The following is a 20,397-nucleotide window of genomic DNA, read 5'->3' as shown; positions in this document are numbered from 1 at the left end:
CCCCTTTTTCTGAGGTGCAAAGTGTTGAAAAAATTACTCCCCCTGCTGGCGCTGGTCGCCGCGCCCGTTTTTGCCAAACCGCTGCTCACCGTTTATACCTACGACTCGTTCTCCGCCGACTGGGGCCCGGGCCCGGCGGTTAAAAAAGCCTTTGAAGCCGACTGCGACTGCGAGCTGAAGTTCGTGGCGCTGGAAGATGGCGTCTCGCTGCTCAACCGCCTGCGAATGGAAGGCAAAAACAGCAAAGCCGACGTGGTGCTGGGGCTGGATAACAACCTGCTGGAAGCCGCTTCGCAAAGCAAGCTGTTCGCCAAAAGCGGCGTCCCGGCCAGCGCGGTCAGCGTGCCCGGCGGCTGGGACAACGACACCTTCGTGCCGTTCGATTACGGCTACTTCGCCTTTGTTTACGATAAAAACAAGCTGAAAAATCCGCCGAAAAGCCTGAAAGAGCTGGTTGAGGGCGAGCAAAAATGGCGGGTGATTTATGAAGATCCGCGCACCAGTACGCCGGGCCTGGGCCTGCTGCTGTGGATGCAAAAAGTCTACGGCGATAAAGCGCCGGAAGTCTGGCAGAAGCTGGCGGCGAAAACCGTTACCGTTACCAAGGGCTGGAGCGAAGCCTACGGCCTGTTCCTGAAAGGCGAAAGCGATCTGGTGCTGAGCTACACCACCTCCCCGGCTTACCACATTATCGAAGAGAAAAAAGATAACTACACCGCGGCAAACTTCGCTGAAGGCCACTACCTGCAGGTTGAGGTAGCCGCCCGCACCGCGGCCAGCAAACAGCCGGAGCTGGCGGAAAAGTTCCTTAAATTTATGGTATCGCCGGGCTTCCAGAACGCGATCCCCACCGGCAACTGGATGTATCCGGTGACGACGGTTGCGCTTCCGGCAGGCTTTGACGCGCTGATGAAACCGCAAACGACCCTCGAATTCACACCGCAACAGGTGGCCGCCGAACGTCAGAACTGGATTAGCGCATGGCAACGCGCCGTCAGCCGCTAGCTTTCGGCTGGCTCCTGCCGGGACTCACGGCGGCCATCGTTCTGGTCGTCGTGGCGCTGGCCGCCTTTCTGGCGCTATGGTTCAGCGCCCCGGAGACCTCCTGGAACGCGCTTATCCGCGACAGCTATCTCTGGCACGTGGTGCGTTTCTCCTTCTGGCAGGCCTTCCTTTCCGCACTTTTTTCGGTGCTACCGGCGATATTCCTCGCCCGCGCCCTGTACCGGCGGCGCTTCCCCGGGCGCACGCTGCTGCTGCGCCTTTGCGCGATGACCTTAATTCTGCCGGTACTGGTGGCGGTCTTCGGCATTCTTAGCGTCTACGGTCGTCAGGGCTGGCTGGCCCAGCTATGCCACGTTTTTGGCTGGCAGTGGGAATTCTCGCCCTACGGGCTACAGGGGATCCTGCTGGCGCACGTATTCTTTAATATGCCGATGGCCACGCGCCTGCTGCTGCAGACGCTGGAAAATATCCCCGGCGAACAGCGGCAAATCGCCGCCCAGCTCGGCATGCGCGGCTACGTCTTCTTCCGGCTGGTCGAGTGGCCGTGGCTGCGCCGGCAAATTCCACCGGTCGCGGCGCTGATCTTTATGCTCTGTTTCGCCAGCTTTGCGACCGTGCTGTCGCTGGGCGGCGGCCCGCGGGCGACCACCATTGAACTGGCGATTTACCAGGCCCTTAATTTCGACTACGACCCGGCGCGCGCGGCAATGCTGGCGCTTATCCAGATGGTCTGCTGCCTCGGGCTGGTGCTGCTTAGCCAGCGCCTGAGTAAAGCCCTCGCCATCGGGGCCAGCCATATTCGCGGCTGGCGCGATCCCGACGACCGGCTGTACAGCCGGTTATGCGACGCGGCGCTGATTGGCGCGGCGCTTTTACTGCTGCTGCCGCCGCTGCTGGCGGTGATAGGCGACGGGCTGAACAGCAATCTGCTGAGCGTGCTGCATCAGCCGGCGCTATGGCAGGCGCTGTGGACGTCGCTGCGTATCGCGCTTGCCGCCGGGCTCTTAAGCGTCATCCTGACCATGATGCTGCTCTGGAGCAGCCGCGAGCTTCGCGCCCGCCGTCACCCTCTGGCCGGTCAGGCGCTTGAGCTGAGCGGGATGCTGATCCTCGCCATGCCGGGCATCGTGCTGGCCACCGGTTTCTTCCTGTTGCTCAATAACAGCGTGGGCCTGCCCGAGTCCGCCGACGGTATCGTGATTTTCACCAATGCGCTGATGGCAATCCCCTATGCGCTCAAGGTACTGGAAAACCCGATGCGCGATATCGCCGCCTGCTACGGCACCCTCTGCCAGTCGCTGGGGATGCGCGGCTTCACCCGCCTTCGGGTGGTCGAGCTTCGCGCTTTAAAGCGGCCGCTGGCCCAGGCGCTGGCCTTCGCCTGCGTGCTGTCGATTGGCGATTTCGGCGTCGTGGCGCTGTTCGGCAACGAAGATTTCCGTACGCTGCCGTTTTATCTGTATCAGCAAATTGGTTCTTACCGTAGCCAGGACGGCGCCGTGACCGCCCTTCTGCTTCTGCTGCTGTGCTTTTTACTCTTTAGCGTGATTGAAAAACTTCCGGGACGCGATGCTAAAACTGAATGATGTGACCTGGCTTTACCAGCATCTGCCGATGCGTTTTACGCTTTCCGTCGAACGCGGTGAGCGCATCGCGGTTCTTGGCCCGAGCGGGGCCGGAAAAAGCACGCTGCTGAACCTGATTGCCGGTTTTTTAACGCCCGCCAGCGGCAGTATCGCGCTCGACGGCCAGCCCCATACCCACACGCCGCCCGCGCGTCGTCCGGTATCGATGCTGTTTCAGGAAAATAATCTGTTCAACCATCTCACCATCCGCCAGAACATTGCGCTGGGAATGCACCCGGGGCTCAAGCTGAACGCGGATCAATCCGCCCATCTGCAGGCGATTGCCGGACAGATGGGGATTGACGCGATGTTAGAGCGGCTGCCGGGCGAGCTTTCCGGCGGCCAGCGCCAGCGTGCGGCGCTGGCGCGCTGTCTGGTGCGCCAGCAGCCGGTACTGCTGCTGGATGAGCCCTTCTCGGCGCTCGATCCCGCGCTGAGGCTGGAGATGCTGACGCTGGTTGCCGACGTCTGCCAGCAGCGGCAGCTGACGCTGCTGATGGTCTCGCACAGCGTGGAAGATGCGGCGCGCATCGCGCCGCGGTCGGTGGTCGTGGCTGAGGGACGCATTGCCTGGGATGGCGCGACCGCCGCGCTGCTCAGCGGCAACAGCAGCGCCTCGGCGCTGCTGGGAATTAGCGCAAAATAACCTTATGCAGAATGTCGAGATAGACCGGCATCAGCGGATGACGGAAGGCAAACACCAGCGCCGCGCCGGCGGCGCACACCATGAGCGGAGCGAGCCACAGCAGGCGCGAACGCGGCAGAAAACGGGTGAGACGATCGCCAGCGCTTTTGGCGCTGCGCCACAGCCGCCAGCATAGCCACGCCGCCAGCCACGCCAGCAGCGCCGCCCCCAGCAGCAGCCACTTAAAGCTGGCGCTATTCTCATCGGCCGGGATATCAATGGCCGCCCCGGCAAGGATTCCCGGTAAGAAGTAGAGCGGCGGCCACAGCAGGCAGCCGATGATATTCGGCGGGATGAACTTCGCGACCGGCAGATCGAGCATCCCGGCGACCATCGGCACCAGCGGGCGCGTCGGCCCGACGAAGCGGCCAATCAGAATCGTAAACATGCTGTGCTGATGCAGCGCATGTTCGGTTTTATCCAGCAGCGCTTTGTTTTTCTTCAAAAAAGACCAGCGATGCAGCGGCTTTTTAAACCGCCAGCCAAGCCAGAATGAAATCCAGTCGCCGAGCAAACAGCCGATAATCCCCGCCAGCCACGCCTGCCAGAAGTTAACCTCGCCGCTGCCGATCAGCGCCCCCAATCCGGCCATCATCACCGTTCCCGGTAAGATAAGCCCCACCAGCGCCAGCGACTCGAGGAAGGCGACCAGCAGAACGGCTATCAGAGAATAGACCGTGGATTGAGTAATAAAGTGTTCCAGCAATGCTTGCATAATGTACCCGGTTTAAAAACGAAGCACGGATTCTCCGGAGCCGTTCATACTTCGTCAAGCCATCATTTGTTTGTATAGTTTACTGGCTGTGTTAAAAATCCGGGCCATCATTTCACTTTCTTTACTTTTTATTCACACCCTGCGCGAAACTCGCTCGGGCTGGCGCCGGTGCATTTCTTAAACACGCGCGAAAAGTAGAGCTGGTCCTCAAAACCGACGTTACGGCCAACGGTCGCGATCGGCATCCGCGTCGTGCTCAGCAGCAGCTTAGCCTGGCTAATGCGCTGATCCTCCCGCCACCCCAGTACGCTGATCCCCAGCTGCTGGCGGAACAGATGCGACAGGCGCGACGGCGACAGGCACACGTGCTGGGCGACGCTGGCAATATCGAAATGGCTGTCCGCCAGATGATCGCTGATGTACTGGCAGGCATCGCGCACCCGGTTATCCAGCGGCGGATGCAGCGATTCGTTGATAGCTTCCATGCGCCTGAGCAGCAGCTGCTCCATAAGATTGATCGCCAGCAGCTCGGAGTAACGCCCGGCGCCCTGCCCGGCCTCCACAATCTGCCCGAACAGTTCGCCAAAGCGCGCCTGCCACTGCTCATCCGGGCGGAAAAAGCCGGTCTGGGCAAAAATCGTTGGCCAGTTAAGCCATTCATGCCAGTAGGCGCGCGGCCGGAAATAGACCCACTGGTGATACCACTCGCGGGCATCGGGATGGCGGCCATAATGGTGAATCTCTCCCGGCGGGAACAGCAGCATATCGCCAGGCCGGCAGATAAACTGCTCCCCGTGGTTATTGATCACCCCTTCGCCGCGAATCGTCAGATTAAGGATATAGCCCTTCATGCCCAGCGGACGGTCAATAAAGAAATCAAGATAGCCATCGGCTTCAATTGGCGTCAGGCCCGTCACCAGATGGGCGTTAAAAGAGTAACCCGGCAACAAAGGATCGTTTTGCGTTTCGGCCATAAACTCTGCTCTCCAGGAGACGTTAAGGACACCAATTGTCCATACCTTGTATTTTATCCTCTGGCTGGTCGCTCATGCTGCGACGCGGGTTAGAAAATGAATTAAAACCCGCCTCTTCTCGATAAAAACTGAGCACGGCGCACAGTTCAGGCGCTTTCAGCGCATAACTGAAGTGTCTATAAAGACGGCAGGAAAGTCCACATTGAATATTTGCACGGCGTCACACTTTGCGACGTCACAGCAATATAGTCCATAAGATTAGCGAATACGGCCTGACGGTTTTCAGCCCAGATATCTACTGTTTCACCATGAATGATTTTTAGCATGGAGTAACAGTATGGCAATTGCGATTGGCCTCGATTTTGGCAGTGATTCAGTACGCGCCCTGGCGGTAGAGTGCGCGACCGGCGAAGAGCTCGCCGCAGGCGTCGAGTGGTATCCGCGCTGGCAGGAGGGGCTATTTTGCGATGGTCCGAACAACCAGTTCCGCCATCATCCACGCGACTATATCGAATCAATGGAAGCCGCGCTGAAAAGCGTCCTCGCATCCCTTAGCGCCGAACAGCGCGCTGCCGTGGTGGGTATCGGCGTTGACAGCACCGGCTCCACCCCCGCGCCCATCGACGCCGACGGCAACGTGCTGGCGCTGCGCGACGAGTTCGCCAGCAACCCCAACGCCATGTTCGTGCTGTGGAAGGACCATACCGCGGTGGAGGAGGCGGAGGAGATTACCCGCCTGTGCCACCAGCCGGGCAAAGAGGATTACTCCCGCTATATCGGCGGTATCTACTCCAGCGAATGGTTCTGGGCCAAGATCCTCCACGTGACCCGCCAGGACAGCGCCGTCGCCGAGGCCGCCGCGTCGTGGATTGAGCTGTGCGACTGGGTGCCAGCCCTGCTTTCCGGGACCACCCGCCCGCAGGATATTCGTCGCGGCCGCTGCAGCGCCGGGCACAAATCCCTTTGGCATGAAAGCTGGGGCGGACTGCCGCCTGCCGGTTTCTTCGATGAACTCGACCCGATAATCAACCAGAGCCTGGCCTACCCGATGTTCAGCGATACCTGGACTGCGGATATCCCAGTCGGCACGCTCACCGCCGAATGGGCCGCGCGCCTGGGCCTGCCGCAAACCGTCGCCATCTCCGGCGGCGCATTCGACTGCCATATGGGCGCCGTCGGCGCCGGTGCGCAGCCAAACGCGCTGGTCAAAGTTATCGGCACCTCCACCTGCGACATTCTGATCGCCGATAAACAGAGCGTTGGCGAGCGCACGGTGAAAGGGATTTGCGGCCAGGTCGACGGCAGCGTCGTGCCTGACTTTATCGGTATGGAAGCGGGGCAATCCGCTTTTGGCGACATCTACGCCTGGTTTGGCCGCATTCTCGGCTGGCCGCTGGAGCAGCTGGCGCAGGCCCACCCGGAACTCAAAGAGCAGATCAAAGCCAGCCAGAAACAGCTGCTGCCCGCGCTGACCGACGCATGGGCAAAAAATCCGTCTCTTGACCACCTGCCGGTGGTGCTGGACTGGTTTAACGGCCGCCGTACGCCGAATGCCAACCAGCGTCTGAAAGGGGTCATTACCGATCTGAACCTCGCCACCGACGCCCCGGCGCTGTTCGGCGGACTGATTGCCGCCACCGCCTTTGGCGCCCGCGCCATTATGGAGTGCTTCACCGAACAGGGGATCCCGGTCAATAACGTGATGGCGCTCGGCGGCATCGCGCGCAAAAACCCGGTGATCATGCAGGCCTGCTGCGATGTGCTGAATCGCCCGCTGCAAATCGTCGCGTCCGATCAGTGCTGCGCCCTGGGCGCGGCTATCTTCGCCGCCGTTGCCGCCGGCGTATACCGCGATATCCCTGCCGCACAGGAAAACATGGCCAGCCAGGTGGAAAGTACCCTGCAGCCTCGTCCGGCGCAGGCGCAACGCTTCGAACAACTCTATCAGCGCTACCAGCAGTGGTCGCTCAGCGCGGAACAACGTTATCTCCCTTCGACTGCAAAAGCGGAATCCGCGCCGCAATCTCAGGCAGCCCTCACCCATTAAGGACATGAAAATGACGATTTTTAATAACTATGAAGTGTGGTTCGTTATCGGTAGCCAGCATCTGTACGGCCCTGAAGCGCTACGTCAGGTGACAAAGCACGCAGAACATGTGGTGAACAGCCTGAATGCGGAAGCCAAACTGCCGTGCAAACTGGTGCTTAAGCCGCTGGGTACCACGCCGGATGAGATCACCCATATCTGCCGCGACGCAAACTACGATGATAAGTGCGCCGGGATGGTGGTGTGGCTGCATACCTTCTCGCCGGCGAAAATGTGGATCAATGGCCTCACGATCCTGAATAAACCGCTGATGCAGTTCCATACCCAGTTCAACGCGGCCCTGCCGTGGGACAGCATCGATATGGACTTTATGAACCTGAACCAGACCGCCCACGGCGGCCGCGAATTTGGCTTCATCGGCGCCCGCATGCGTCAGCAGCACAGCGTGGTGACCGGCCACTGGCAGGATAAAGAAGCCCATCAGCGCATCGGCGCGTGGATGCGCCAGGCGGTCTCTAAACAGGATACCCGCCACCTGAAAGTGTGCCGTTTCGGCGATAATATGCGCGAAGTGGCGGTCACCGACGGGGATAAAGTCGCCGCGCAGATTAAGTTTGGCTTCTCGGTTAACACCTGGGCGGTGGGCGATCTGGTGCAGGTCGTCAATGCGGTCACCGACGGTGAAATCAGCGCCCTGGTGGATGAGTACGAAAGCAGCTATCGCCTGACCCCCGCGGTGCAAATCCACGGTGATAAGCGGCAGAACCTTCTCGATGCCGCGCGCATTGAGCTGGGGATGAAGCGCTTCCTGGAACAGGGCGGCTTCCACGCGTTCACCACCACCTTTGAAGATTTACACGGCCTGAAACAGCTTCCGGGTCTCGCCGTGCAGCGTCTGATGCAGCAGGGCTACGGCTTTGCGGGCGAAGGCGACTGGAAAACCGCCGCTCTGCTTCGCATCATGAAGGTGATGGCAACCGGTCTGCAGGGCGGCACCTCCTTTATGGAGGATTACACCTACCACTTCGAGAAAGGCAACGATCTGGCGCTGGGCTCGCATATGCTGGAAGTCTGCCCGACCATCGCCACCCCTGAAAAACCGATTCTCGAAGTGCAGCCGCTGGGCATCGGCGGGAAAGCCGATCCGGCGCGCATCATCTTTAACACCCAGACCGGCCCGGCGATCGTCGCCAGCCTGATCGATCTCGGCGATCGCTATCGTCTGCTGGTGAACACCATTGAAACGGTGAAAACGCCGCACGAACTGCCGAAGCTGCCGGTGGCCAACGCCTTGTGGAAAGCGCATCCGGATCTGCGCACCGCGTCCGAAGCCTGGATCATCGCTGGCGGCGCGCACCACACCGTCTTCAGCCATGCGCTCACCCTCGACGATATGCGCCAGTTTGCTGAGCTGCAGGATATCGAGCTGACCGTGATTGATAACGAAACCCGTCTGCCCTCCTTCAAGGACGCGCTGCGCTGGAACGAAGTGTATTACGGTTCAAAACGCTAAGGGGCCGTCCCCTCACCCTCTCCCTGAGGGTGCGGGTGAGGGGAACTGACTCGCCAGCAATTCGGAGCACAGTATGTTAGAAGATCTTAAACGCCAGGTTCTCGAAGCCAACCTGGCCCTGCCAAAGCACAATCTGGTTACCCTCACCTGGGGCAACGTCAGCGCCGTCGACCGTGAACGGGGCGTGCTGGTGATTAAACCCTCCGGCGTCGACTACAGCGTCATGACCGCCGAGGATATGGTGGTGGTCAGCCTGGAGACCAGCGACGTGGTGGAAGGCAAGAAAAAGCCCTCTTCGGATACGCCAACCCACCGTCTGCTGTATCAGGCATTCCCGACGCTGGGCGGCATTGTTCATACCCATTCGCGTCACGCCACCATCTGGGCGCAGGCCGGACAGTCGATTCCCGCTACCGGCACCACCCACGCCGACTATTTCTACGGTGCGGTCCCCTGTACCCGTTTGATGACCGACGATGAGATCAACGGCGAGTACGAATGGCAAACCGGCGAAGTGATCGTTGAAACCTTCCGTGAGAAAGGCATCGATCCGGCGCAAATGCCCGGCGTGCTGGTGCACTCGCACGGCCCGTTTGCCTGGGGGAAAAACGCCGAAGACGCGGTGCATAACGCTATCGTGCTGGAAGAGATCGCCTATATGGGTATCTTCTGCCGCCAGCTGGCGCCGCAGCTGCCGGAGATGCAGCAAACGCTGCTGGATAAACACTATCTGCGCAAGCACGGCGCGAAAGCCTATTACGGGCAGTAACGCCGCAGCATTCCCGGCTCGCGCTGCGCTTAGCCGGGCTACAGGCTGGTAGCCCGGCTAAGTCCGGGAAGCAGCGCGCCACACCTGTATAAAACCCCAGCATCATTCGGTGAACCAGGCTATAATCAGGCCTGGTTTTTACTGATGAGAGCACGGCGTGACGCAGCCACGAGCAGGTTTTTTACTCACCCGTCACTGGCGGGATACCCCGCAGGGCACCGAACTGACATTCTGGCTGGCGACCGATGACGGCCCGCTTGAGGTCACCCTGCCGCCGCAGGAATCCGTCGCGTTCATTCCCGAATCGCAGCGCCCGCAGGCTGAACGCCTGCTGCAGGGCGAAAACGGCCATCGCCTTGCTGCGCTCACTCTGCAAGATTTTCATCGCCAGCGGGTGTTTGGTCTCTACTGCCGCGCTCACCGCCAGCTGATGCGGCTGGAAAAAAAGCTGCGCGAAAACGGCGTCACGGTATATGAAGGCGACGTTCGCCCGCCGGAGCGCTATCTGATGGAGCGCTTTATCACCGCCCCGGTGTGGGTTGAAGGCGAGGCGCGCGGCCAGCGGCTGGTCAACGCGCGGATGAAGCCCAATCCCCACTACCGGCCGCCCCTGAAGTGGGTGTCGCTGGACATCGAAACCAGCCGCCACGGCGAGCTCTACTGCATCGGCCTTGAAGGCTGCGGCCAGCGGGTCGTCTATATGTTAGGGCCGGAACCTGCCACCCCGCCTGCCGTCGATTTCGAACTGGAGTACGTCGCCAGCCGCCCGCTGCTGCTGGAAAAGCTTAACGCCTGGTTTGCCGCCCACGACCCGGACGTGCTGATCGGCTGGAACGTGGTGCAGTTTGATTTACGCGTCCTGCAAAAGCACGCCGAGCGCTATCGCATCCCGCTGCTGCTCGGCCGCGGCAACAGCGAACTGGAGTGGCGCGAACACGGTTTTAAGAATGGCGTCTTCTTTGCTCAGGCCAACGGCCGCCTGATTATCGATGGCATCGAGGCGCTGAAATCCGCGTTCTGGAACTTCTCCTCTTTTGCGCTGGAGTCGGTCGCCCGCGAGCTGCTCGGCGAGGGCAAAGCCATTGATAATCCCTGGGATCGGATGGATGAAATCGATCGCCGCTTTCACCTGGATAAACCGGCGCTGGCCACCTATAACCTGCAGGACTGCGAGCTGGTCACGCGCATCTTCCACAAAACCGAGATCATGCCGTTTTTGCTGGAGCGCGCGACGGTCAACGGCCTGCCTGCGGATCGCCACGGCGGTTCGGTCGCCGCCTTCAGCCATCTCTATTTCCCGCGCATGCACCGGCTCGGCTACGTCGCGCCGAACCTCGGTGAAGTGCCGCCGCAGGCCAGCCCCGGCGGCTACGTGATGGACTCCCGCCCCGGCCTCTACGACTCGGTGCTGGTGCTGGATTACAAAAGCCTGTACCCGTCGATTATCCGCACCTTTCTGATCGACCCGGTGGGACTTGTGGAAGGTCTGGCGCAGCCCGATGACGCTCACAGCACCGAAGGCTTTCTCGGCGCGCGCTTCTCGCGAGAAAAACACTGCCTGCCGGGGATCGTCGGGCAAATCTGGCACGGGCGCGACGAGGCCAAGCAGCATAAAAACAAACCGCTGTCGCAGGCGCTGAAAATCATTATGAACGCCTTCTACGGCGTGCTCGGTACCAGCGCCTGCCGCTTTTTCGATCCGCGTCTGGCCTCATCCATCACCATGCGCGGCCACGCGATTATGCGCCAGACCAAAGCGCTGATTGAATCCCAGGGCTATGACGTTATCTACGGCGATACCGACTCCACCTTCGTGTGGCTCAAACGGTCCCACAGCGAAGAGGAAGCCAGCAGCATCGGCCGCTCGCTGGTGGCCTTTGTCAACGAATGGTGGGCGGCGGAGCTGAGCAAAGAGGGGCTTGTCAGCACCCTCGAGCTGGAGTTCGAAACCCACTTCTGCCGCTTTCTCATGCCCACCATTCGCGGCGCGGATACCGGCAGTAAAAAGCGCTACGCCGGGATGATTCAGGAAGGCAGCGAGCAGCGCATGGTGTTTAAAGGGCTGGAGACGGTACGCACCGACTGGACGCCGCTGGCCCAGCAGTTTCAGCAGGAGCTTTATCTGCGCATTTTCCGCCATCAGCCCTATCGCGATTACGTGCGCGAAACCATTGATAAGCTGATGAACGGCGAGCTTGACGATCGGCTGGTCTACCGCAAGCGCCTGCGCCGTCCGCTGGCGGAGTATCAGCGCAACGTGCCGCCGCACGTGCGCGCGGCCAGGCTCGCTGATGAGCAAAACGTCAGGCTGGGCAGGCCGCAGCAGTATCAGCAGCGCGGCAGCATTAAATACGTCTGGACCACCGGCGGGCCGGAGCCGGTGGATTATCAGCAATCACCGCTGGATTATGAACACTATCTTTCTAAGCAATTAGAGCCTGTCGCCGAAGGAATACTTCCCTTTGTCGACGACGATTTTGCTACAATAGTGACGGGGCAGCTGGGGCTATTTTGATTTTTTCTCACTCATTCCGCTGGCGCAAAAGCCGCAAAATGAAGGGTGAGGAGGACGTGACGAACGTTCCGCCATCCAGTAATATAGCGCCCTTTCCATTCCTGGACCCAATTTTGACGTATCTCCGATTCTCCATGGAGATGCTCAACTATTGCCTGCAATCAAAGAACTAAAGAGCCGAACATATATGCCTTTTACACTTGGTCAACGCTGGATTAGCGACACAGAGAGCGAACTGGGATTAGGGACGGTCGTTGCGCTGGACGCGCGCATGGTGACCCTGCTTTTCCCCGCCATCGGCGAAAACCGTCTGTACGCACGCAACGACTCCCCAATCACCCGCGTGATGTTTAACCCGGGCGATACCATCACCAGCCACGAAGGCTGGCAACTCCAGGTTGACGAAGTTAATGAAGAGAACGGTCTGCTGGCCTACACCGGCACCCGCCTCGATACCCAGGAAGCCAACGTTACCCTGCGTGAAGTGCTCCTCGACAGCAAGCTGGTCTTCAGCAAACCGCAGGACCGTCTGTTCGCCGGACAGATCGACCGTATGGATCGTTTCGCCCTGCGCTATCGCGCGCGTAAATTCCAGAGCGAACAGTACCGCATGCCGTGGAGCGGCCTGCGCGGCCAGCGCACCAGCCTGATCCCGCATCAGCTGAATATCGCCCACGACGTTGGCCGCCGCCACGCGCCGCGCGTCCTGCTGGCGGATGAAGTAGGTTTAGGTAAAACCATTGAAGCCGGGATGATCCTGCATCAGCAACTGCTCTCCGGCGCCGCGGAACGCGTCCTGATCGTCGTCCCGGAAACCCTGCAGCACCAGTGGCTGGTGGAAATGCTGCGCCGCTTTAACCTGCGCTTCTCGCTGTTTGACGATGAGCGTTATGCCGAAGCGCAGCACGACGCGATTAACCCGTTCGAAACCGAACAGCTGGTGATCTGTTCGCTGGATTTCGTGCGCCGCAGCAAGCAGCGCCTGGAACACCTGTGCGAAGCCGAATGGGATCTGATGGTCGTTGATGAAGCGCACCACCTGGTCTGGAGCGAAGACGCCCCGAGCCGGGAATATCAGGCGATTGAACAGCTGGCCGAATGCGTGCCGGGCATTCTGCTGCTCACCGCGACGCCGGAGCAGCTGGGAATGGAGAGCCACTTCGCCCGCCTGCGCCTGCTCGACCCCAACCGTTTCCACGACTTCGCCCAGTTTGTTGAAGAGCAGCAGAACTACCGTCCGGTTGCCGACGCGGTCGCCCTGCTGCTGGCCGGTAATAAGCTGAGCGACGCCGATCTGAACGCGCTGAGCGATCTGATCGGCGAACAGGATATTGAACCATTATTGCAGGCCGCCAACAGCGATCGCGATGATGCCCAGGCCGCTCGTCAGGAGCTGGTGTCGATGCTGATGGACCGCCACGGCACCAGCCGCGTGCTGTTCCGCAACACCCGTAACGGTGTCAAAGGTTTCCCGAAACGCGAGCTGCATACGATTCGTCTGCCGCTGCCGACCCAGTACCAGACGGCCATTAAAGTTTCCGGCATTATGGGCGCCCGCAAAACCGCCGAAGAGCGCGCCCGCGACATGCTCTATCCGGAGCAGATTTATCAGGAATTTGAAGGCGATACCGGCACCTGGTGGAACTTCGATCCGCGCGTTGAATGGCTGATGGGCCATCTCACCAGCCACCGCTCGCAGAAAGTACTGGTCATCTGCGCCAAAGCGGCCACCGCGCTGCAGCTGGAGCAGGTCCTGCGCGAGCGCGAAGGCATTCGCGCCGCGGTGTTCCACGAAGGGATGTCGATTATCGAACGCGACCGCGCCGCCGCCTGGTTCGCCGAGGAAGATACCGGCGCTCAGGTGCTGCTGTGTTCTGAGATCGGCTCCGAAGGCCGTAACTTCCAGTTCGCCAGCAATCTGGTGATGTTCGACCTGCCGTTCAACCCGGATCTGCTGGAGCAGCGTATCGGCCGTCTTGACCGTATCGGCCAGGCTCACGATATTCAGATCCACGTTCCCTATCTGGAAAGAACCGCCCAGTCGGTGCTGGTGCGCTGGTATCACGAAGGCCTGGACGCGTTCGAGCACACCTGCCCGACCGGCCGTACCGTCTACGACAGCGTGCATAACGAACTGATCAACTATCTTGCCACGCCGGAAAATACCGACGGCTTCGACGACCTGATCAAAGCCTGCCGCCAGCAGCATGAAGCGCTGAAAGCGCAGCTGGAACAGGGCCGCGACCGCCTGCTGGAGATCCACTCCAACGGCGGAGAAAAAGCCCAGCAGCTTGCAGAAAGCATTGAAGAACAGGATGACGACACCAGCCTGATCGCCTTCTCCATGAACCTGTTTGATATCGTCGGCATCAACCAGGACGATCGCGGTGAGAATCTGATTGTCCTGACCCCCTCCGACCATATGCTGGTCCCGGATTTCCCGGGCCTGCCGGAAGATGGCTGCACCATTACCTTTGAGCGTGACGTCGCCCTGTCCCGCGAAGACGCGCAGTTCATCACCTGGGAGCATCCGCTGATTATCAACGGTCTGGATCTGATCCTCTCCGGCGATACCGGCAGCAGCACCATTTCGCTGCTGAAGAATAAAGCGCTGCCGGTAGGTACTCTGCTGCTGGAGCTGATTTACGTCGTTGAAGCGCAGGCGCCGAAGCATCTGCAGCTCAACCGCTTCCTGCCGCCGACGCCGGTGCGCATGCTGCTCGACAAAAACGGCAACAACCTCGCCGGTCAGGTGGAGTTCGAAAGCTTCAACCGTCAGCTGAGCGCGGTTAACCGCCACACCGGCAGCAAGCTGGTCAACGCCGTCCAGCAGGACGTCCACGCGATTTTACAGCAGGGCGAAGGCCAGGTAGCCAAAGCGGCCCAGGCGCTGATCGACGCCGCGCGTAAAGAAGCCGACGATAAGCTGACGGCCGAGCTGTCGCGCCTTGAAGCGCTGCGCGCCGTGAACCCGAACATCCGCGATGATGAACTAGCGGCTATCGAGAGCAACCGTCAGCAGGTTATGGACGCGCTGGCGCAGGCGGGCTGGCGCCTGGATGCGCTGCGCTTAATCGTGGTCACCCACCAGTAACGGAACGCGAATATGGCGATGGAAAACTACAATCCGCCGCAGGATCCCTGGCTGGTTATCCTCTACCAGGATGAGCACATTATGGTGGTCAACAAGCCAAGCGGCCTGTTGTCCGTTCCGGGCCGGCTTGCCGAGCACAAAGACAGCGTGATGGCGCGCGTTCAGCGCGACTTCCCGCAGGCCGAGTCGGTGCACCGGCTGGATATGGCGACCAGCGGCGTGATTGTGGTGGCCCTGACCAAAGCGGCAGAGCGCGAGCTGAAGCGGCAGTTCCGCGAACGGGAGCCGAAAAAGCAGTACGTCGCCCGCGTCTGGGGGCATCCGGAGAAAACCGAGGGTCTGGTGGATTTACCGCTGATTTGCGACTGGCCGAACCGGCCAAAGCAGAAGGTGTGTTACGAAACCGGCAAAGCGGCGCAAACCGAGTATGAAGTGCTGGAGTTGGCGGCGGACAACACCGCCCGCGTGCGCCTGAAGCCGATTACCGGGCGTTCGCATCAGCTGCGCGTGCATATGCTGGCGCTGGGCCATCCGATTCTTGGCGACCGCTTTTATGCGTCGCCGGAAGCGCTGGCCATGGCGCCGCGTCTGCTGCTGCACGCCGAAACGCTGACCATCACCCACCCCGCTTTCGGTAATACGATGACGTTTCGCGCGCCGATCGACTTCTGACCGTACCTCTCTGTCCCGGGTCGTGCCGCCAGCGGCTCACCCGGGCTACTCCTCGCTCATCAATGCCGCGGAAAACGGACGTCAGTCGCGGGCAAACCACGCATCAATCATCTGCTCAACGCGGGCCACAACCTGCCCGGTGTCATGACGGCGGCTGCGCGCGCAGGCGTGCGCGGGCTCGTCGCACAGCAGGCAGCGGCGCTGGTTCTCCCCCATTGACTGACGGCCAACCAGGCCATTTTTCGGGCAAATGACGTCAATATCCCACAGGCGTCCCAGCGGATGGGTATGCTCAAGATCGGTACAGAAGGCTTTGATTTCACTGGCGGCGTGATCGACGCACCACAGCGCTTCCGGCCCGGTCGGCAGCCACAGCACCTGGCGATCCAGCGTCTGCCAGCGGTGTTTCCACAGCATCTGATCGCAGGCCTGCAGCGCCACCCCCATCATATTACGGTAGCGAATGCTGTCTTTCACCGCGCCCGGCGTCACCAGGGTCAGCGAAATCACCGGCCGCTGATAATGGGCTAACCAGTCGGCCTGGCGCGCGGCGCGCTGCTCTTTCGCCGCCAGCAGCGCTTCCATGCTTACGCCCTCACGGGCGAGAGTATCGACTGACATTTGTTTCTCTCCTCACTTAATAAAAGGCAGCGGACAGGCTGCCGTCGCAGTCGCGAATAATGGCGCTGATTGTATCGCTAAACGATCCCTGTTTTGGAGACGGGGCGCAGATATTTTCTGCGCCATTTAGCACGAAAAAGCAGACTTAGCGGTTATAAAAAAGTTAAATCAGGCCAGAAAGTGACTGAGGAACAGCAGACCCAGCGAAACATTAATCGCGCCGCCGATCCGGGTTGCGATCTGCGCGAACGGCATCAGGTTCATGCGGTTGCCGGAGGTCAGAATCGCCACGTCGCCGGTACCGCCCTGACCGCTCTGGCAGCAGGAGACAATCGCCACGTCAATCGGGTACATGCCAATCTTTTTGCCGACCAGGAAACCGGTCGCCACCAGCGCCGTTACGGTGCTGATAATCACCAGCAAATTGGTCACGGTAAAGGCGTTGACCAGCTCCTGCCACGGGGTGATCGCCACGCCGACGGCAAACAGAATCGGATAGGTGACCGCCGTGCGGAAGAACTTATACACCATCTGCGAGCCCTCCTGCAGGCGCGGAGAGACGCCGTTCACCAGCTTCAGCAGCACCGCGAGGAACAGCATGCCCACCGGCGCGGGCAGGCCGATGGTCTTCTGCCCCAGCATACCCAGCATATAGAGCAGCACCGCCAGCAGCGCGCCGGAGGCCAGCGTCGTCACGTCCATTTTGCCCTCGGCGGGCGTTTCGCGATGCGTCTCGTTGCGGCGGTTCGGCATCAGCTGCCCCTCCCCGGTCAAATGCGGGAAACGCTTGCCCAGTTGGTTCAAACAGCCGGAGATAACGATCGCCGTCAGGCTGCCCAGCATCACCATCGGCAGCACGCGCCCAAGCGCCACGCCCTGATCCATATGCATCAGCGCGGCGTAGCCAATCGACAGCGGGATCGCCCCCTCGCCGACGCCACCGGCCATGATCGGCAGGACGATAAAGAAGAACACCTGAAACGGCTCCAGCCCCAGCGCGGTACCGACGCCGACGCCGACCACCATGCCGACGATTTCGCCGCACAGCATCGGGAAGAAAATCCGCAGAAAGCCCTGAATCAGCGTGGTGCGGTTCATGCTCATAATGCTGCCGACGATAATGCAGCAGATATAAAGATAAAGAATGTTGGTCGACTTATAGAATTTAGTGGTCGATTCCACCACCACCTCCGGCAGCAGGCCGTAATGCACCAGCGCAGAAGGGATAAAGGTCGCGCAGATGGCCGCCGCGCCGAGCTTGCCGAGTACCGGCAGCCGTTTACCGAATTCGCCGCAGGCAAAGCCGAAAAAGGCCAGCGTCGCTACCATCACGACGATATCGCTCGGCAGCTTGCCGCCCAGGCAGTCCAGCGCGATCAGGCCGCCGGCCAGCAAAAAGAGCGGCAGCGGGATAATACCGACTTTCCAGTTATCGAGGATATGCCACCAGCGCTGCTTAAGCGCGGGTTTCGGCGTATTAATAGGGTCGATGGTTGCAGAGAATGCATTGTCTGTGGTGCTCATAATTAAGCCCTCTGGTTATTATTACTTTTCAGGTTAGAGGGCCACGCGCGGAGTTAATGTGAGGATCGGCAGATTAAAAAAGAAGTTTTAATGGTCACTATGGTTTTTATGGTTTCTATTATTATTGTGAAACCGCTCTGATTTATTGCCGTGGTTTTTAAGGTTTTTAAATCCAGCGCCTGATTAACCTTGATAAATTCCCCGCCAGCGGATAATTCTGGTTCCCGGACGCTCTTGTGACGTTCACCGGTTTCCCTCAGCCACGATGCCGGCAGCGAAAAAATGATACGCTGCCGTATCCCTGATACTGTGCATTATACTTATGAAGGTTTCATTTCAGTTTAAGCTGTTCATTTCGCTGGTCGCTTTTTTCTCAGTGCTGTTTGCGCTGCTGGGCGTGTATTACTATTTCGACGCCAGCCATCAGCTTTATCAGGAAATGAGCGCCCGCGCGAAAATACAGGCAGAAGAAATCGCGCTGATGCCGGATTTACGTCAGCAGGTGGCGCGTGAAGACGCGCTGGCGATAAAGCCCTTTATGCAAAATATCGCCGCCCACAGCGACGCCAGTTTTATCGTCATTGGCGATAAGCGGGGCGTGCATCTGTTTCACTCTGTCCATCCGGAGTGGGTCGGCACGCGGCTGGTTGGCGGCGATAACCAGCCGGTACTTGAGGGGAAAAGCACGACCACCATCCGCAAAGGGGGACTCGGTATTTCCCTGCGCAGCAAAGCGCCCATTTTCGATGACGCGGGTCGGGTCGTTGGCATTGTCTCCGTCGGCTACCTCACCAGCTATCTCGACAGCATCACGCTGGCAAAAGTCATCAATATCTTCATCGCCGCGGTGCTGCTGCTTATCGCGCTGTTTATCTTCTCCTGGTACTTCACCCGCAGCATTAAAAAACAAATTTTCTCGCTGGAGCCGCGGGAAATCGGCCTGCTGGTGCGTCAGCAAAAAGCGATGATGGAGTCGATATACGAAGGGGTGATTGTGATTGACCATCACCGGCGTATTGAAGTGATAAACCACGCCGCCCGCAGCCTGCTCGGACTGAGCCAGCCCGCGCACCAGCTGCGCGGTAAGTCTATCGATAGCGTCATTACGCCGCAGCCGTTTTTCGCCGGCGGAGAGATGTTCGAAAGCGATACCCACGACGAGCTGTGCCGTTTTAATCAGCTGACGGTACTCGCCAGCCGGGTGCGAATCATGCTGGAGAATGCGCTCCAGGGCTGGGTGATCACCTTCCGCGACCGCGATGAAATCAACTCCCTGAGCGCCCAGCTCAGCCAGGTAAAACGCTACGTTGATAATCTGCGCATCATGCGCCATGAACAGCTCAACCGGATGACGACCCTCTCCGGCCTGCTGCATATGGGCCACTATGATGAGGCGATTCGCTATATTCAGGCGCAGTCGGAGCATGCCCAGGAGCTGCTGGACTTTATTTCATCGCACTTTAATTCGCCGACGCTGTGCGGCCTGCTGCTGGGTAAAGCCGCCCGCGCGCGGGAAAAAGGGGTTGAGCTGAGCTTTGACCCGGCCTGCCGCATCGACCGCCCGCTGCCGTCGTTGATGGAGTCCGAGCTTATCTCTATCATCGGTAATCTGCTGGATAACGCCATTGAAGCCACCCAGCGCGCTGAACTGCCGCACGAACCGGTCGAGATCCTGATTCAGCTCAACGCCCGGGAATTAATGATTGAAGTCGCCGATCGCGGCGTCGGTATTCGTCCGGAGATCCGCGAGCATATATTTGAGCGCGGCGTCACCACCAAAACCCGCGGCGATCACGGTATTGGACTGTATCTTATTGAGCGCTATGTCACCCAGGCTGGCGGCACGATTGAAGTGGCCGACAACGCGCCGCGCGGGGCGATTTTCACGCTGTTTATTCCCGCCAGCGGGCCAGCCCATCCGCAAGAAGAGACGCCCTATGCATCATGACCTGGTCGATGTCCTGATCGTTGAAGATGAAAGCGAACTGGCGCGGCTGCACGCCGAGCTTATCCAGAAACACCCGCGCATGCGGCTGACCGGCACGGCGGCCTCTCTCGCCCAGGCGCGGCAGATACTCAACGCCAGACCGCCGCAGCTGGTGCTGCTGGATAACTACCTGCCGGACGGCAAAGGGGTCACCCTGATGAACGACCCTATTATGGCCCATGCTAACTGCTCGGTGATCTTTATCACCGCCGCCAGCGACATGGAAACCTGTAGCCAGGCAATCCGCAACGGCGCCTTCGACTACATTCTTAAGCCGGTATCATGGAAGCGCCTGAGCCAGTCCCTTGAACGGTTCGTGCAGTTCTACGATCAGCAGCGCGAATGGAAGATCGTCGACCAGCAGAACGTGGATTCGCTGTATCAGCTACAGGCTAAAAACTACCGAGCCGATAGCGGCAGTAAAGGCATTGAAGAAAAAACGCTGGCGCTGGTGCAGAGCCTGTTTACCGGCGAAGAAGAGCGCTGCTTTTCGGTTGATGACGTGGTGAGCGAGGCTGGCTTGAGCAAAACCACGGCCCGTCGCTATCTGGAGCACTGCGTGGAAATCGGCTTTCTGGAGGTGGAAATGCTGTACGGCAAGATTGGCCATCCGCGGCGTATGTACCGCCGCGCCGCCGGCGCATCGTGACG

15 protein-coding genes are annotated in these 20,397 nt (G+C 59.8%); 11 read left to right on the top strand and 4 right to left on the bottom strand.

Annotated elements, in window-relative coordinates:
- The first annotated feature begins 21 nt into the window (after positions 1-21).
- From thiB to thiQ, 3 genes are read left to right on the top strand one after another with little or no spacing between them, the layout of a single operon-like run.
- A complete protein-coding gene (thiB, locus tag ABLV30_RS02475) occupies positions 22-1,005 on the top strand; it encodes a thiamine ABC transporter substrate binding subunit (RefSeq protein ID WP_348865516.1) in 984 nt (327 codons plus the stop codon).
- On the top strand, positions 981-2,591 hold the full coding sequence (gene thiP, locus ABLV30_RS02470) for a thiamine/thiamine pyrophosphate ABC transporter permease ThiP (protein ID WP_265801378.1): 1,611 nt from the start codon (positions 981-983) through the stop codon (positions 2,589-2,591). The genes thiB and thiP overlap by 25 nt, the downstream gene beginning before the upstream one ends.
- Positions 2,575-3,276 carry a thiamine ABC transporter ATP-binding protein ThiQ gene (gene thiQ / locus ABLV30_RS02465; protein ID WP_014227903.1) on the top strand — a complete coding sequence of 234 codons (702 nt, stop codon included), beginning with the start codon at positions 2,575-2,577 and terminating at the stop codon, positions 3,274-3,276. Before thiP ends, thiQ begins: the two co-directional genes overlap by 17 nt.
- Here thiQ and ABLV30_RS02460 read toward each other — a convergent pair.
- Positions 3,263-4,030 carry a DedA family protein gene (locus ABLV30_RS02460; RefSeq protein ID WP_014227902.1) on the bottom strand — a complete coding sequence of 256 codons (768 nt, stop codon included), beginning with the start codon at positions 4,028-4,030 and terminating at the stop codon, positions 3,263-3,265. The genes thiQ and ABLV30_RS02460 overlap by 14 nt on opposite strands.
- A 128-nt stretch (positions 4,031-4,158) precedes the next feature.
- Positions 4,159-5,004 carry an arabinose operon transcriptional regulator AraC gene (gene araC / locus ABLV30_RS02455; RefSeq protein ID WP_004098545.1) on the bottom strand — a complete coding sequence of 282 codons (846 nt, stop codon included), beginning with the start codon at positions 5,002-5,004 and terminating at the stop codon, positions 4,159-4,161.
- 337 nt (positions 5,005-5,341) lie between these two features.
- On the opposite strand from araC, the gene araB reads away from it, so the two are divergent.
- From araB to rluA, 6 genes are all read left to right on the top strand, one after another.
- The gene (gene araB / locus ABLV30_RS02450) at positions 5,342-7,051 is read left to right on the top strand and encodes a ribulokinase (protein ID WP_265801375.1); all 1,710 of its coding nucleotides are present in this window, start codon (positions 5,342-5,344) and stop codon (positions 7,049-7,051) included.
- Positions 7,052-7,061: 10 nt separating this feature from the next.
- Positions 7,062-8,564: an L-arabinose isomerase gene (gene araA / locus ABLV30_RS02445; RefSeq protein ID WP_348865515.1), complete on the top strand. Its 1,503-nt coding sequence runs from the start codon at positions 7,062-7,064 to the stop codon at positions 8,562-8,564.
- Between the two features lie 73 nt (positions 8,565-8,637).
- On the top strand, positions 8,638-9,333 hold the full coding sequence (araD, locus tag ABLV30_RS02440; RefSeq protein ID WP_265801373.1) for an L-ribulose-5-phosphate 4-epimerase: 696 nt from the start codon (positions 8,638-8,640) through the stop codon (positions 9,331-9,333).
- 157 nt (positions 9,334-9,490) lie between these two features.
- On the top strand, positions 9,491-11,848 hold the full coding sequence (gene polB, locus ABLV30_RS02435; RefSeq protein WP_128696690.1) for a DNA polymerase II: 2,358 nt from the start codon (positions 9,491-9,493) through the stop codon (positions 11,846-11,848).
- 187 nt (positions 11,849-12,035) lie between these two features.
- Positions 12,036-14,942, top strand: a complete 2,907-nt coding sequence (gene rapA / locus ABLV30_RS02430) for an RNA polymerase-associated protein RapA (RefSeq protein WP_025106476.1) — start codon at positions 12,036-12,038, stop codon at positions 14,940-14,942.
- A 12-nt stretch (positions 14,943-14,954) separates the two neighbouring features.
- The gene (rluA, locus tag ABLV30_RS02425) at positions 14,955-15,614 is read left to right on the top strand and encodes a bifunctional tRNA pseudouridine(32) synthase/23S rRNA pseudouridine(746) synthase RluA (protein ID WP_004098537.1); all 660 of its coding nucleotides are present in this window, start codon (positions 14,955-14,957) and stop codon (positions 15,612-15,614) included.
- 81 nt (positions 15,615-15,695) lie between these two features.
- On the opposite strand, the gene citX is transcribed toward rluA, so the two are convergent.
- Positions 15,696-16,235 (bottom strand): citrate lyase holo-[acyl-carrier protein] synthase, encoded by a 540-nt coding sequence (citX, locus tag ABLV30_RS02420; RefSeq protein WP_004098536.1) that lies wholly within the window; start codon positions 16,233-16,235, stop codon positions 15,696-15,698.
- A gap of 168 nt (positions 16,236-16,403) precedes the next feature.
- Entirely contained in the window at positions 16,404-17,759 is a 1,356-nt protein-coding gene (locus ABLV30_RS02415) for a 2-hydroxycarboxylate transporter family protein (RefSeq protein ID WP_004098535.1), read from the bottom strand.
- A 322-nt stretch (positions 17,760-18,081) separates the two neighbouring features.
- On the opposite strand from ABLV30_RS02415, the gene ABLV30_RS02410 reads away from it, so the two are divergent.
- The gene (locus tag ABLV30_RS02410; protein ID WP_182158084.1) at positions 18,082-19,707 is read left to right on the top strand and encodes a sensor histidine kinase; all 1,626 of its coding nucleotides are present in this window, start codon (positions 18,082-18,084) and stop codon (positions 19,705-19,707) included.
- Positions 19,697-20,395, top strand: a complete 699-nt coding sequence (locus ABLV30_RS02405; protein WP_025106473.1) for a response regulator — start codon at positions 19,697-19,699, stop codon at positions 20,393-20,395. The genes ABLV30_RS02410 and ABLV30_RS02405 overlap by 11 nt, the downstream gene beginning before the upstream one ends.
- Positions 20,396-20,397 lie beyond the last annotated feature (2 nt).

Source organism: Klebsiella sp. CN_Kp113 (assembly GCF_040064585.1).
In the GTDB taxonomy this organism is placed as follows: domain Bacteria; phylum Pseudomonadota; class Gammaproteobacteria; order Enterobacterales; family Enterobacteriaceae; genus Klebsiella; species Klebsiella michiganensis.
Note: the sequence above shows the minus strand (reverse complement) of the source record. Positions and strands in the feature narration are given on the sequence as shown.